Below are 13,394 nucleotides of genomic sequence, written 5' to 3' on the forward strand. Positions count from 1 at the left end.
TCGAAAATGAACATGTAATTTTAAAGCTATTACCATTCCAACAGAATGATAATGAATTGACTGTGCCGATAATAAATTATCGATTGGTCACTCAGTTCATTGAAATCAAGTTGAAACCGAAGTTTCAATTTTTGATATTCATCAACGAGTGCCCACACAGATTGATAGGTTTAAATTGTTAAAGAGCTTTGCTTCTCAAAACTTTCTTTTTACAAAGAAACCCTTGAAAGCGGACGTGAATTCTAGCGATTTAATCTTAAGTGTCAAACACTTTTTAAAATTAATTTGTTTCGAACTTTCCGTCTTACTGATTACCGCTGAAGCCTTGTGGCGTCTGCCGTGTCAGTGAGGCGGCATTATAGAGATCATCGTAAACATGGCAACCCCTTTTTTGATAAAAATTCAAAAAAGTTGCTTAAGTGTCTACTTTTACGTCAAAAGCGTCTTTCACAGGTCAAAGCTCATACAATAATGGGTGTATTACTTAAAACTTTGCGATTAGATCTTTCGAAAAAGCCTCTATATCTAGCTCAATGCTCCATTTCTCACTCACTTCTAGGATGTTATCTAGCGATTGCTGAACTGTTTTTATCGTCAATGTGTTGTTGTCTAGGTCGTATACCTGTTTTTGCGTGGTGTAATAGAAATAAAGGATGGTCAGCGCGTCTCGGTCGCCTTGCTCAGCTTTGGGTTGAATACGCTTGAGCTTACGATAGATTTGATTATGGATTTGTTTAAGGTTCCATACATAAAGCGCTTCTTTGAAGTAATCATGCCCTTTCACACGGCTCGCGATAAATGCATTCAATGCGACTGATAAGATCACACCTAATACGTTCAAGTGGAAATTACCTGTCGATTCGCCTGCGATTGATTGCCCTGAACCGAATAGCTCGATCAGTATGGTTCCGAATACAATGGCGAACACTGCGAGTGACCCAACCAACGAAACCAACAGCAGGTTCATCTTCTTTCTATATTCTTCTTTATTGATCTTCTGTAACTTCATCGACTACTTCCTTATGTAAGTCACCTAATAATTTGCGCATACTATCTACGTAAACATTGGGTCGCTTCAACCCTTACCATCTTGTAATGTGGTCATTCTCTATTTAATACGGAGAGTTCTTCTGCTTGGCGCTATACGCAACTCTATTTGACTTCATTAATAGAAAAGAGTTACATACCGCCACAATTTTGGTTATTCATCAATTCATGTTGATAAAGCCCGTTTCGCTTTATCACATACTGACAAGGTACATTCCATGCGTTCATTTGTATTACGCGCTCGCGCAGCCCCTACAGAGAGCAAACTTATCTTAGAAGGTGTTGGGCAAGATGCTCATACTGAGATTCTGGCTCATACTCTGATGAACACGATCTTCGTTGCTCAATCTCACCGTGAGAATGTCACCGTACACCTTGTATTAGAAAGTACTAAAGACTTTTCACGTACGATCACTTTCGATTCAAATGAGATCACCAACATTGGTGGCTTTCATGAATCGGCATTGTTATCAGCGGTAGTAAGAGCGGTTGATGCTTCTCAAGGTATGACCAAAGAGCAGACTCGTCAGGTTGAACCGGGAATCGTCGTTCGCACTATGAGCTTTGAAAAACTAGTCAAAGAACTGGCTGAAGACCACCAGCTATACATGATGGATAAGAAAGGTGACTTTATCCGTGATGCAGAGATTGCTGAAAACCCATGTTTCCTTCTTACTGATCACATCCCTATGCCGAAGAAAAGCTACAACAGCTTAAAGCGCTTAGGGACAGAAAAAATCAGCTTAGGCCCGAACATGCTGTTTGCTTCTCAGTGCGTTGTATTGATCAATAATGAGCTGGATATTCGCGGTTTCTAGCCTCCGGACTGATAAGCTAAACAAAAAAGAGCTCAACTATGTGAGCTCTTTTTTATTATCTATCTCTTTGTATCAATGGTGTTATCTCGAAATCAGACCTGATTAACCAAAGATGAAGCTGTATAGGAAGCCTGCACCCATCGCCATGCTTAGGATAACGAATAGGAATGCTGCAATCATTTGGTTATTGAAGATTGATTTAAGCAGGATAACTTCCGTCAAACTTGCACCTGCACTACCAATGATCAATGCCATTACTGAACCCAACGCCATACCTTTCTGTACTAGAGCTGCACTTAATGGGATTACCGCTTCAGCACGAATGTACAGTGGAATACCAATCACGGCAGCTACTGGAATCGCATACCACATACCTTCACCAGCGTACTGTGCAATTAGGTCTGTAGGAATGAAGCCGTAGATGAATGAACCAATCGCGATACCCATCATTAGGTAAGGGAAAACTTGTTTGAAGTCTTTCCAAGTTGAGAACCAAATTCTCATCCAACGACTAGGTTCTTTCTTCTCTACGATTTCAGCTGTTGCGCTTCCATCCGCTGAACAGCATGAAACCGTTACTTGTGGCTCTTCTTTTTTAGAATCGCAGCAAGATGTCTCTTTTGCCATTACTGGTGCAGGTTCGCCACATGCACTTGTACCACATGAAGATTCCGCTTTAACCGGTGCTGCTTTCTTAGGATCAGAATCACCACAGCTAGTGCCACAGCTTGAAGCTGAACCTGTTGATTCATACGCTTCAGGTTTTACGTAACGCTCAAAGCCAAGCTTCTCAAGTGCGTAACCAGCCACTACAGACACCGTCATTGCTACAAGGAAGTAGAACACAGCAACTTGCCAACCGAAGGTAATCACAAACAAACCAATGATCACTGGGTTCAATAGTGGGCTACCAAATAGGAACACCATCATTGGACCGAAACCCGCTCTTGCACGCAGCAATCCTTTTAAGAAAGGAATGGTCGAACATGAACAGAAAGGTGTAATCGCACCCAGTAGTGCTGCTACTACATAACCCTTACCATTACGTGAGCTCAGGATAGATTGAATCTTTTCTGGTGTAAGGAACTCTTGAAGAATCCCAACAATGTAGCTGATCGCTAAGAAAAGGATAATTAGCTCTACTGCTAAGAAAGCGAACATATCAAGTGCGTCTTTCAGCATTGTTAACATTTCATTGCTCATAATTAACTCCAAACTGGATTGAAGGTCGGGCTCTATGAGAAAAGTAACCAACCCTTAATTTCGAATATTCTCGAATTATAGAAATAAACAGCTCCAGAACAAGCATTATTTCGATAAAAATCGAAATGATTTTCGAAAACACAGTTTTTCAATAACTTACACAGACACCGTTTTTAAATTTGAATTCGACATACATTTCGACTAACATCGAAATTAAATCTTGAGGAGTTAATATGAACTTAGAAGTCGTTGCGAAAGCACTTAAAGAGTTGGGGCACCCTATTCGCCTAACCATTTATAAGAGTGTCGTTAAAGCTGGCTACCAAGGCATTGCAGTTGGCGGCCTACAAGAAGAGCTAGGCATTCCCGGTTCTACCTTGTCTCACCACATATCAAGCTTGGCGTCTGCGGGCCTAATCAGCCAAAGACGAGAAGGAAGAACTCTATTCTGCGTGGCGGAGTATGAGTGCCTAGAAGGTGTGATTGATTTCTTACAAGACGAATGTTGCGTAAATGAACAGTGCAACTAATGCACCTTTGAAGCTCGAACAAGTCTGGGCCGAGTATCAGCAAGCATTAAAGTCATTCCTGCATTCAAAGGTCAACAACTCTGCGGATGTAGACGACTTGCTCCAAGATATCTTGATTAAGACCTATCAGAACTTAGATAAGGTACAAGATGCTAGCAGTGTTAAGGCTTGGCTGTTCCAGTTAGCCAACAACACCATTATCGACTTCTACCGTAAGCATGCACGCCAACAACGTGATAGCCAAATTGATGCTGAAGATCTGTGGTTTACCGATTTAGACCACGACTCTGAATTTAAGCAGAAACTTTCATTGTGTATTGAACCTTTTATTCAGGCATTGCCAGAACAAAGTTCATCGCTACTGCTTGCGGTCGACATCAAAGGCCAAAGCCAAAAAGAGATCGCAGAAGCGCAGAACGTCAGCTATTCAACGGTTAAATCCCGCGTGCAAAAAAGCCGTGCTGATCTTAAGAACCTGTTTGAAGAGTGTTGTAACTTGTCCCTTGATCAACAAGGCAATGTGATTGATTGCGAGCTTAAGCCGAACGCCAGCTGCGGCAAGTGTTAATCGTTACATCGAATCCGTTATTTCAATAGAACAAAGCCAGCAATTAATGCTGGCTTTGTTGTTTTCATAATCTGCAAATCACTCTTTACTTAAGCAAATCTAGAGCTTGAGCGAACCGAACTATGCTGCTTCCGCTTTTACCACAGGTTGATAGCGCCCCGGTTTATGATTCATTGCTAGAATCAAGTTGGTGACTATCGCACCAAGCACAGACAGAAGAACCAATGACACATCAACAATGAACAGAGAAAGCACAACAATCGTGCAGTCTAATGCCATCTGAACCTTACCTGCTCGAATTCCAAAACGTTCTTGTAAGAACAACGCCAGAATGTTGAAGCCACCTAAGCTCATCTTGTGACGGAAAATCACCAGCATGCCGGTACCAATCAAGCCACCACCAAGTAAAGCTGCATACAATGCATGAATTTCGGCAATTTGAATCACGTGATACAAGTGATCCACGGCGAACGAAACAATCGAAACCGCGATAAACGTATTGATTGTGAAGCGCCAGCCCATACGAGCAACCGACAAAATATAGAAAGGTAAGTTAAGTGCGAAGAATACTTGGCCAAAGCTCAAATCTGTTACTTTGGTAATGAAGATCGCTAGACCAGCCGTGCCCCCGGTGAGCAAACCGACTTGGTTGAAAAAGATAACGCCGAGTGAAACCAATGCGCTACCTAAGATCAGTGCCAGTAAGTTTTCGCGAAGATTATGATCTTTATCCATGTGAATGACTCTCCCTGAATCTTTTAACATCGCGTTTCAGTAGTCTTGAAACGATTTATGCCCAAATTTACGATGTTTGACAGATAAGTCGAGTGAACGAGCAATGTTGCTTAGTGATTAGTTTGTATATTAGTTTTTACAGCTTTGTGAAACTTTAAATTAAACAGCTAGTTATAAGCCTTAATTTAGACTTTCATTCTTAATTAGATACTTGTTTCTATTAACTAACGAGCTTCAAGTTTTCTTATTTATTGAGCGCGTTTTATACCAATTCCAATCAAGCGACAATCTATGCATAAAACGCATAGACTACATCACAAATGGTCATTTGATACATACCCGACTCATCACTATGATGCGCGACTTCTTACAACATTGAGCGCATGTCAACACCGTATGTTTTCACAATCTCTTTTTGCCCAACTTGCCAGAATGACGTTATTCCTCGTCATTAGTTTGGTTATTGTGCATCACAGTCAGCCATTGATTGATCTCTTGGCTCAGCATGCCGTAAGCAGTGGTTGCCACCAGCAGTCAGGGCATGATCATTCTGGGCACGAACATCACCATGAGATGACTGACCAACACATGTCAGCGCAAGACCACTCACATCACCACCATTAATTTAAGAGTATTAGAATGAGCATTTTCCGTTTTCCTTTACTGGTATGGCTAGGGATAGGCACACTTATTATCAGTCTAGGGATCAGACAATCATTCGGCATTTTCATGATGCCAATTTCAGAGTATTTCGGCACGGGTCGAGAGTTTTTCAGCTTCTCAATTGCTCTACAAAACTTATTGTTCGGTGTGTTCCAACCTTTTGTTGGTATGGCCGCTGACAAATGGGGAGCAAGACGCATCATTATTGCTGGCGCATGTGCTTACGGTTTGGGTTTACTTCTTACCTCAATTTCTACCGAATCGAGCATGCTTTACGTTTCGTTAGGCGCACTGGTTGGTCTTGGCTTGAGTGCGACAAGTTACGTGATCGTGCTTGGCGCAGTAGCGAAAGTTGTACCAGCAGAGCACGCAGCTAAGGCGTTTGGCTTAACCACGGCTGCAGGTTCATTTGGTATGTTCGCGGTAATTCCGGGCGCACAATACATGCTGAATGAATTTGACTGGCAGAGTGCGATGCAAGTGTTTGGCGTACTGTGTTGTTTGATGATCTCTTTTGCGCTGTTCATGCGAGCGCCTAAAGCAGCCTCAAACAAACAAGCGCAAGCTGAAAAGAACCAAACACTCAAAGAAGCGTTGTCTGAAGCGTTTGCTCACAAAGGTTACTGGTTGATTCACGCGGGCTTCTTCGTGTGCGGTTTCCACGTAATGTTTATCGCAACGCACTTACCGAGCTATTTAGCAGATAAAGACCTACCCGCGAGCAGCGCTGCAATGGCACTGGCTTACGTTGGCATCTTCAACATCTTCGGGTCTTACTTCTGGGGTGTAATGGGCGACAAGTTCAGCAAACGCCACGTTATGTCTGCACTGTACTTAGTGCGTACTGTGGTTATCGGTGCGTTTGTTACTCTGCCTGTGACTGAATCAACCGCGGCTATCTTCGGTGCGGCAATTGGATTCTGTTGGTTGGGTACGGTTCCGCTAACGTCTGGCTTAGTACGTCAGATCTTCGGTGCCCGTTACCTATCAACGTTGTACGGTTTGGTCTTCTTTACTCACCAAGTGGGTAGCTTCTTAGGCGCTTGGGTGGGTGGTCGTATATACGATTACTACGGTTCTTACGAGCCAATCTGGTGGTCAACGGTGGTACTGGCATTTGCAGCAGCACTTATCCATTTACCAATCAATGACAAGCCGATTGAGCGAGTGAAATTGGCAATGGCTTAACGTTTTATGCTGACTCCCCCACTAGCGTAAACAACAAGTCGTTCCAATAAAGCGAGTGAGTATTGAAAGGAAGCATCCTGAGATACTCACTCGCTTTTTTGTTGGTCGTTATAGTAGAAATTATAACTAGCGAAACTGGCATAAAGCTCACTGAATAATAAGACTATTATTTTAGTTTTCATTTATAGTATCCACCCGCTCCTTTAAAACTAATCCGCAGGCTTATGGAATACATAGATCAGACTGTCCTTATCGCAATGACACTCATTTTTGTCGGCTCGTTTGTGCAAACCGCAATCGGCTTTGGTTTGGCCATTGTTGCAGCCCCACTGCTGTTTTTGGTCTCTCCAGATTATGTGCCTGCGCCTATCTGTTTGATCGGTCTGTTTATCTCGTTATTCAACGCTTTTAAACATAGAGCAAATATCTCTATTGGCGGATTAAAAATCGCATTGCTGGGCCGTATTCCTGGGTCACTGGCAGGTGGTGCTTTGTTGGTGATGGTTTCAACGAGCGTGTTATCACTATGGTTGGGCTTATTGGTAGTATTTGCCGTGATTGTTAGCCTACTGCCCTTTAGACTCGAACCAACCCCAACTAAGATGGGTATTGCGGGGTTCTTCTCTGGGTTCTTTGGCACCAGTTCTGGTATTGGTGGTCCACCGATGGCACTGCTACTCCAACACCAAGATGCCAATCAGCTTCGTGGTAACCTTTCTGCGTTTTTCGTGTTTAGTTCGATCATTTCGTTGGTTGTACAGATCCCAATTGGCTTCTTCACGCTACACCACTTGATCATCACTATACCTTTGCTGCCTGCTGCTTGGTTGGGTTACAAAGTGGCGTTAATGACGACACAAAGCATCCCTAAAGAGAAGATACGCATTGGTTCATTAGTGCTATGTTCTCTCAGTGGCTTTACGGCAATCTGGCAGGGTTTAGCTGGCTAGTTATTGGCGATAAAGACAAGAAGAAGAAAGACATCTTAGAAAACCAACACAAACACCCAGTAGATAAAAGGACGCTCTATGACTTACGACGAATTCAACGCATTCTGCGAGTCACTGCCTGCAACCAGTTATGTGATGCAGTGGAATAACTCGCACGTTTGGAAAGTGGGTGGCAAGGTGTTTGCGATTGGTGGTTGGGGACCGAAAGATGAGCCTGCGTTTATCTTCAAGGCGTCCGATCAGAATTTCGACTTTCTCAAAGAAGAGCCGGGCTATAAACCCGCACCCTACTTTGCTTCACGCGGTATGAAATGGATTCAGCTGTTTGAAAGCACGCCACAAAGGGATGAGGAGCTGAGATACTATCTCATTGAGTCACACCGAATTGTGTCCTTAGGTCTAACCAAAAAGAAGCAAGCAGAGCTAGGGCTCAATCAATAACGTTTATTACGTACTGCTAGTCTGAGCCCTTCTTTTGCAGTGAGGACGGATCCCTAAGAAGTCTGTTTCAAAAATGCAGGTAAATAGCGTTCTATTTTTTGCTCTGAGATAAGCGGCACCAATAAATAGATCAAACCCGCAAAGGCAATAGATCCGGCCAAGTCTTCAGGTCGATGCATGCCAAGCCAAACACGGCTATAGGCGACACCACCAGCCCAAACCAGTAAACCGCCGACTAGATAAAAGCGTTTCGCCTCTAAGAACAAACCACCAAAGAACGCCAAACACACACCGACGAAAATCATATGTCCAGATGGGAAAGAGTAGTCGGTTTCACCCAACCAGTGACGCGTTCGCCACTCGCTCACCTTATCTTGTACAGACTCAATCGCAGCATTCTTTTCAACCAATGGTAATTCGTAAAACACTTCCGGCATATCAACCACTTCTTGCGTCACCAAATACTCAGAATAAGGGCGAGGGCTCTCAGTGGAATGCTTTAAGAAGGTTTTCGCCGCAAAGCTAAGCACCAACAACAAACCGAGCTGCAGACAAAGACTGACTAACTTAGCTTTGGAAAACTTCATCGTGAACAATACTAAAGACAAAATCGCTAGCGTTACCAAGAATCCTTGATTGCCCGCAGAGTAAGTCACAAGCGTTATGAAGGCGCCATAGAAAGGCAAAACAGCACTTCCAAGGTCGAAGTCAGATCCAAAGATCAAAAAGGGTATGAGGGAATACAAACTTAGAACGAGCAGTAATAAGCCTTTGGATTTGTTAGAGAACAGAGAAGTCATGGCTAAGATCTTTTAGATAAAGTGGTCGGATGCTATCGCAGCTTAGCATCGTCAATATCAATTTTATGTCAAAACGGTCAGTCAGCCATCATGGTGTAACAATATTCGATTAATGGACCTCTTGAGTATTGATTCGGTGAACAGCCACGCCAGCACCAATAATGTTCAACATCTATTTATGTTCATAGAGATAGCAAAAACCACTGAAACCAGACGAGACAAAGGCATCATCCCACCAATAGACTACCGGACGCGTTGTGCTGATAAAGTGAACACTTACCGGATTATAAGGCCAAAATCTTAAAAACTTTGCTGTCAGTCCTTTAAATCCACTATTGAAAGGATTACCATCTGGTCTGCTTTCAAAAGCAAAACAGATTATTAATTTTTATTCTCAGGGCGGGGCGAAATTCCCCACCGGCGGTATGTCCTTAGCAAAATCTAAAGATAAGCCCGCGAGCGCTCGATTCGTCGAGGTCAGCAGATCTGGTGAGATGCCAGAGCCGACGGTTATAGTCCGGATGAGAGAGAATGAAAACACACTCGTTTAAGTTGGAAAGGCGTACCCGCGTGAGTTGGGTTCGTGCCTCCAACTTAGACGGGTGCATTTCGTTTTGGATAAAACCATAATGAGCTAAAGTTGACTTGTAATGAGTTGGCTTTGTTGTGCTCGGTTGAGATCCCTCATACAGCCCTGATTCTGGTGATATTTTAGGAGTTTAACCATGAATCAGTCTTCACTACTTGCCGAATTTGGCGAACCAATCACTCGCGTTGAAAACGCACTGCAAGCTCTACGCGAAGGTCGTGGCGTACTTCTACTTGACGATGAAGATCGTGAGAACGAAGGCGACATCATCTACTCAGTAGAACACCTGACGAATGCTCAAATGGCGCTTATGATCCGCGAATGCAGCGGCATTGTGTGTCTGTGTCTAACTGACGAGCAAGCGAACCAACTTGAACTTCCACCTATGGTTGTTGATAACAACAGCGCAAACCAAACTGCGTTTACCGTCACTATCGAAGCGAAAGTTGGTGTAACAACAGGTGTTTCTGCCGCTGACCGTGTAACAACGATCAAGACAGCTGCAAATCCAACAGCTAAGCCTACTGACCTTGCTCGCCCTGGCCACGTATTCCCATTGCGTGCTCGTAAAGGTGGTGTACTTGCTCGTCGCGGCCACACAGAAGGTACAGTAGATCTTATGCAAATGGCTGGTCTTCAATCTGCCGGTGTACTTTGTGAAGTAACCAATCCGGATGGTACGATGGCAAAAGCGCCAGAGATCGTTGCTTTCGGCAAACTACACAACATGCCAGTACTGACCATTGAAGACATGGTGATGTACCGCACTGAGTTCGACCTTAAGCTTGCATAACGTTTAGCCCTCAATGCTAAACACTTAGTCGTTAAGTCAACTACACTGCGAAGTGAACATTGAAAGGCCTCACTCTTACTGCTTTTAGAGTTAAAGCATATAGGGTGAGGCCTTTTTAATTTCCGTAGCTTGAAACGAGCCTGAAATGGATCGCCAAAGTGTCTCTACTTACCGAAATCTCCCCAACCTATCGTTAGAAAAGCGTAACCTCTCAAAAAATCCTGCAAAATATGAGAAACATTCACTAGAATGGTGAAGTCATGCACCATCATTGATCATCCATAATTACAGGGAAATCATAAGCAACTGAAATATAACACTTATTTATTTTGGCACGGTGTCTGCACTACCACTAAGTAGGTATACAAATATTAGGAGTTGAATATGTTTGTAGTTATTTCAGTGGGTTTATCCCTATTAGTACTTGCGGCCCTGTTTCATTTCTCAAGGAAGAGACAAACAGCGCTATCACACAGGTTTGAAACCTTAGTTCTGCTTAGAGAATTATTGTTGTTATCACGCAAACATCGCGCGGCAACGCACTATGCTCTAGCTTATAAGTTGTCTAGCGACTCGATTCGCAAAGTGAACGAGATTTACGACAACATACTTGAAGTATCTGAACTGCTTCAGTCCCATGTGTCGTTTGATAGCCGCCCTATGTATCGCATCTATCACCTCAAGCTCATCGCCATGCACAGCGACTGGCAAAACCGTAGCTTGGTGCGTAACCAATCGATTCATGGCAAAACGATACGTCACAGCATGTTCTTAATGGATGAAGTGATGATCATCTGGCTTATTCAGTCTGAGCGAGAAGACATGAGCCGTGAGTATCACATGAATTGGCAACAGATCTTAGACTGCATGGAGATCCTGACCAAGTTACGCATGTGCATACCTGATATGGAGAAGCCTGAGGAGTACGCGAGATTCAAATTCTACGCATCTCAAACACACCGCAAACTTAACCAATTATCGATTATCTGCCCGATCAGCAGTGGGTCACCCATTTGCACGCGTGCGATGCATGCACTCACCGAGATCGCATCAAGCACTGAAGCGACCCAACCAGCAGATAGCATGTACGAATTAACCAGTGATATATCTACTGTGGTATCGCAAGTTTACGACCAAGTATTATCCGACATTACGAGAAGCTTGTATCAGCCTTTACCAGACGTAAACGAAAAGGTAATAAATACCCGATTATCCGTACATCATTACATGTAAAGACTTCGTGAGAGGAGAGCGTGCTGGAACTCTGAATTATTGAGTTCAAATCCGATATCACCATTGATATCGGATTTTTGTATTTATGGGCTTTTAATTTTTGTCGCTATGTATCATTGCCTATGAAGTTTCTAACATCATCAGACCTGATATCGCTAGCCCAAGCTTGTGCCGCAAAATCAATAAACTGACGAACAACCGGAAGCTGATAGCTGCGAGACAGATACACCGCCCAAAGCACGCTGCTTGGCGAAACAAACTCATCCAATATTCGTATCAATTTGCCATTCGCAATCAGTGGGTTGGCTAAGTCACAAGGTAAACGAACTACCCCTTTCCCGTGCTGTGCGGCGCGAGTTAGCACTCCAACATCATTAGCCTTGATAGTGCCAGACACCTCAACCGAATAGTGTTGATTGTCCTTAACAAAATCCCACTTAGAAACATTCAAATGCCCAAAGCAATTATGCTGTCGAAGCGCTTCGACAGTTTCAGGTTCACCATGTTTGTCCAAGTAGGCTTGCGAGGCACACACCACTGAATCAATGACCATTAGCTTTCGTGCAATCAAACTATCATCAGGTTGATCGGTATAACGAAGTGCAATATCGATCCTCTCATCCACTAGCTGAGTAAAGCGGTCTGAGGCAAACAGTTCGACCGTGATATTAGGGTGGCGCTCGGTAAACTGCTCGACCACATCCAACAACATATGCTGAGTTAACCCGATGGGGGCTGCAATTCGAATGGTTCCAGAAAGATCATCGGTTTGATTGAGTGACGTAATTTCTAACTCAGCGGTCTCATGGAGGATTTTCTCACAGCGCTGCAGAGCGATTTCCCCTGCCGCCGTCAAGCTCACCTTTCGAGTCGTCCTATGTAATAGCCTCTGCTTCAGCCACCCTTCTATCTCTTGAACATGACGTGAAACCTGCAACCTACTCATGTCCAAATGCTCAGCTGCTTGGGTGAAGCTGGCACAATTCGCAACTTCGACAAAGCTACGCATTGCCGTCAACCTATCCATCACACTCTCCTTGAACTATTTCGCAGCTAATCGAATCTTATTAGATCACTATATAGATACAATCTACATCATTTTACGATATTTATCGCAACCTAGTGAGCTATTAGACTGCAATGGCTGTCGAGAAAACGACTCAATAAATTAGATAATTGGAGAGACATTATGAAAATTGCAGTATTAGGTGCATCAGGTTGGATTGGTAGTCACATCGCTCAAGAAGCTCAATCTCGTGGTCACGAGGTCGTTGCTGTTGTAAGAGATGCAAGCCGCGTGGAAACCAAAGGCATTGAAGTTCGTTCATTTGATTTACAAGATGAAGCCGCAAGTCTAGCAAACGCACTATCCGGCGTTGATGCAGTCATTACTTCGATTGGCGGACGTGCTCTGGGTAATCACGACATCGTAAAGAACACTGCGACTAAATTGCTGGCAACATTACCGAGCATCGGTATCGATCGCCTACTTTGGGTTGGCGGAGCTGGCTCATTAGAAGTAGCGCCAAACGTACCGCTAGTGACTGTTCCTGACTTCCCTGCGGATTACAAAAACGAAGCGCTAGCACAGGGCGAAGCTCTTGAAGTGTTCAAGCAATCTAATAGCGAAGTTAACTGGACGTTCGTTAGCCCTGCCGCAGAAATATTCCCGGGCGAGAAACTATCGACCTACCGCACTGGTGGCGATCAACTGCTCACCGACGAAGATGGTAACAGCAAAATTTCAGTCAGCGATTACGCTATTGCGATGATTGATGAGCTCGAAGCTGGCAAGTTCCCGCGCCAACGTATTGGTGTTGCTTACTAATGCTCAAA

General features: G+C 43.8%; 15 protein-coding genes and 1 riboswitch. Of the genes, 9 read left to right on the plus strand and 6 right to left on the minus strand.

Annotation, left to right across the window (positions count from 1 at the left end):
* Positions 1-484 precede the first annotated feature (484 nt).
* A complete protein-coding gene (locus AB4249_RS00005; RefSeq protein WP_065584102.1) occupies positions 485-1,009 on the minus strand; it encodes a DUF3087 family protein in 525 nt (174 codons plus the stop codon).
* Positions 1,010-1,265: 256 nt separating this feature from the next.
* Here AB4249_RS00005 and trmY point away from each other — a divergent pair, with 256 nt between their 5' ends.
* Positions 1,266-1,865, plus strand: a complete 600-nt coding sequence (gene trmY, locus AB4249_RS00010) for a tRNA (pseudouridine(54)-N(1))-methyltransferase TrmY (RefSeq protein ID WP_017061702.1) — start codon at positions 1,266-1,268, stop codon at positions 1,863-1,865.
* A gap of 102 nt (positions 1,866-1,967) precedes the next feature.
* Here the strand turns inward: trmY and AB4249_RS00015 are convergent, their stop codons facing one another.
* Positions 1,968-3,068, minus strand: coding sequence for a permease (locus AB4249_RS00015; RefSeq protein ID WP_171732845.1), 1,101 nt, complete (start codon positions 3,066-3,068; stop codon positions 1,968-1,970).
* Between the two features lie 233 nt (positions 3,069-3,301).
* On the opposite strand from AB4249_RS00015, the gene AB4249_RS00020 reads away from it, so the two are divergent.
* The gene (locus tag AB4249_RS00020) at positions 3,302-3,598 is read left to right on the plus strand and encodes a helix-turn-helix transcriptional regulator (protein ID WP_004733042.1); all 297 of its coding nucleotides are present in this window, start codon (positions 3,302-3,304) and stop codon (positions 3,596-3,598) included.
* Entirely contained in the window at positions 3,582-4,166 is a 585-nt protein-coding gene (gene sigZ / locus AB4249_RS00025; RefSeq protein WP_017061700.1) for an RNA polymerase sigma factor SigZ, read from the plus strand. The genes AB4249_RS00020 and sigZ overlap by 17 nt, the downstream gene beginning before the upstream one ends.
* A 120-nt stretch (positions 4,167-4,286) precedes the next feature.
* Here sigZ and AB4249_RS00030 read toward each other — a convergent pair whose 3' ends face one another.
* Positions 4,287-4,901, minus strand: a complete 615-nt coding sequence (locus tag AB4249_RS00030) for a YitT family protein (RefSeq protein WP_017065874.1) — start codon at positions 4,899-4,901, stop codon at positions 4,287-4,289.
* A gap of 460 nt (positions 4,902-5,361) precedes the next feature.
* On the minus strand, positions 5,362-5,511 hold the full coding sequence (locus AB4249_RS00035) for a hypothetical protein (RefSeq protein WP_017061698.1): 150 nt from the start codon (positions 5,509-5,511) through the stop codon (positions 5,362-5,364).
* A gap of 29 nt (positions 5,512-5,540) precedes the next feature.
* Here AB4249_RS00035 and AB4249_RS00040 point away from each other — a divergent pair, with 29 nt between their 5' ends.
* From AB4249_RS00040 to AB4249_RS00050, 3 genes are all read left to right on the plus strand, one after another.
* A complete protein-coding gene (locus AB4249_RS00040) occupies positions 5,541-6,752 on the plus strand; it encodes an MFS transporter (protein ID WP_372102111.1) in 1,212 nt (403 codons plus the stop codon).
* 224 nt (positions 6,753-6,976) lie between these two features.
* The gene (locus AB4249_RS00045) at positions 6,977-7,702 is read left to right on the plus strand and encodes a sulfite exporter TauE/SafE family protein (RefSeq protein WP_372102112.1); all 726 of its coding nucleotides are present in this window, start codon (positions 6,977-6,979) and stop codon (positions 7,700-7,702) included.
* A 78-nt stretch (positions 7,703-7,780) separates the two neighbouring features.
* Positions 7,781-8,143, plus strand: a complete 363-nt coding sequence (locus AB4249_RS00050; protein WP_017061695.1) for an MmcQ/YjbR family DNA-binding protein — start codon at positions 7,781-7,783, stop codon at positions 8,141-8,143.
* A gap of 53 nt (positions 8,144-8,196) precedes the next feature.
* Here the strand turns inward: AB4249_RS00050 and AB4249_RS00055 are convergent, their stop codons facing one another.
* Positions 8,197-8,943: a phosphatase PAP2 family protein gene (locus AB4249_RS00055; protein ID WP_372102113.1), complete on the minus strand. Its 747-nt coding sequence runs from the start codon at positions 8,941-8,943 to the stop codon at positions 8,197-8,199.
* 386 nt (positions 8,944-9,329) lie between these two features.
* A riboswitch (FMN riboswitch) is annotated at positions 9,330-9,480 on the plus strand.
* A gap of 188 nt (positions 9,481-9,668) precedes the next feature.
* On the opposite strand from AB4249_RS00055, the gene ribB reads away from it, so the two are divergent.
* Entirely contained in the window at positions 9,669-10,325 is a 657-nt protein-coding gene (ribB, locus tag AB4249_RS00060; protein ID WP_017054827.1) for a 3,4-dihydroxy-2-butanone-4-phosphate synthase, read from the plus strand.
* 384 nt (positions 10,326-10,709) lie between these two features.
* The gene (locus AB4249_RS00065) at positions 10,710-11,558 is read left to right on the plus strand and encodes a hypothetical protein (RefSeq protein WP_017065871.1); all 849 of its coding nucleotides are present in this window, start codon (positions 10,710-10,712) and stop codon (positions 11,556-11,558) included.
* A 106-nt stretch (positions 11,559-11,664) separates the two neighbouring features.
* Here AB4249_RS00065 and AB4249_RS00070 read toward each other — a convergent pair whose 3' ends face one another.
* Positions 11,665-12,585, minus strand: a complete 921-nt coding sequence (locus AB4249_RS00070) for a LysR substrate-binding domain-containing protein (protein WP_372102114.1) — start codon at positions 12,583-12,585, stop codon at positions 11,665-11,667.
* 162 nt (positions 12,586-12,747) lie between these two features.
* Here AB4249_RS00070 and AB4249_RS00075 point away from each other — a divergent pair, with 162 nt between their 5' ends.
* Complete coding sequence (locus AB4249_RS00075) at positions 12,748-13,386, plus strand: NAD(P)-dependent oxidoreductase (RefSeq protein WP_136974127.1); 639 nt, start codon at positions 12,748-12,750, stop codon at positions 13,384-13,386.
* Positions 13,387-13,394: the final 8 nt, after the last annotated feature.

This window comes from Vibrio sp. 10N.261.55.F4, from assembly GCF_041470465.1.
Classification (GTDB): Bacteria; Pseudomonadota; Gammaproteobacteria; order Enterobacterales; family Vibrionaceae; genus Vibrio; species Vibrio crassostreae_C.

Excerpts from the sequence above, each read along its gene's own strand:
- ribB (WP_017054827.1), top strand. The coding sequence starts at position 9,669 with ATGAATCAGTCTTCACTACTTGCCGAATTTGGCGAACCAATCACTCGC.
- AB4249_RS00040 (WP_372102111.1), top strand. The coding sequence starts at position 5,541 with ATGAGCATTTTCCGTTTTCCTTTACTGGTATGGCTAGGGATAGGCACA.
- AB4249_RS00045 (WP_372102112.1), top strand. The coding sequence starts at position 6,977 with ATGGAATACATAGATCAGACTGTCCTTATCGCAATGACACTCATTTTT.
- AB4249_RS00020 (WP_004733042.1), top strand. The coding sequence starts at position 3,302 with ATGAACTTAGAAGTCGTTGCGAAAGCACTTAAAGAGTTGGGGCACCCT.
- AB4249_RS00065 (WP_017065871.1), top strand. The coding sequence starts at position 10,710 with ATGTTTGTAGTTATTTCAGTGGGTTTATCCCTATTAGTACTTGCGGCC.
- sigZ (WP_017061700.1), top strand. The coding sequence starts at position 3,582 with ATGAACAGTGCAACTAATGCACCTTTGAAGCTCGAACAAGTCTGGGCC.
- AB4249_RS00070 (WP_372102114.1), bottom strand. The coding sequence starts at position 12,585 with ATGGATAGGTTGACGGCAATGCGTAGCTTTGTCGAAGTTGCGAATTGT.
- AB4249_RS00005 (WP_065584102.1), bottom strand. The coding sequence starts at position 1,009 with ATGAAGTTACAGAAGATCAATAAAGAAGAATATAGAAAGAAGATGAAC.
- AB4249_RS00055 (WP_372102113.1), bottom strand. The coding sequence starts at position 8,943 with ATGACTTCTCTGTTCTCTAACAAATCCAAAGGCTTATTACTGCTCGTT.
- AB4249_RS00050 (WP_017061695.1), top strand. The coding sequence starts at position 7,781 with ATGACTTACGACGAATTCAACGCATTCTGCGAGTCACTGCCTGCAACC.
- AB4249_RS00075 (WP_136974127.1), top strand. The coding sequence starts at position 12,748 with ATGAAAATTGCAGTATTAGGTGCATCAGGTTGGATTGGTAGTCACATC.
- trmY (WP_017061702.1), top strand. The coding sequence starts at position 1,266 with ATGCGTTCATTTGTATTACGCGCTCGCGCAGCCCCTACAGAGAGCAAA.
- AB4249_RS00015 (WP_171732845.1), bottom strand. The coding sequence starts at position 3,068 with ATGAGCAATGAAATGTTAACAATGCTGAAAGACGCACTTGATATGTTC.
- AB4249_RS00030 (WP_017065874.1), bottom strand. The coding sequence starts at position 4,901 with ATGGATAAAGATCATAATCTTCGCGAAAACTTACTGGCACTGATCTTA.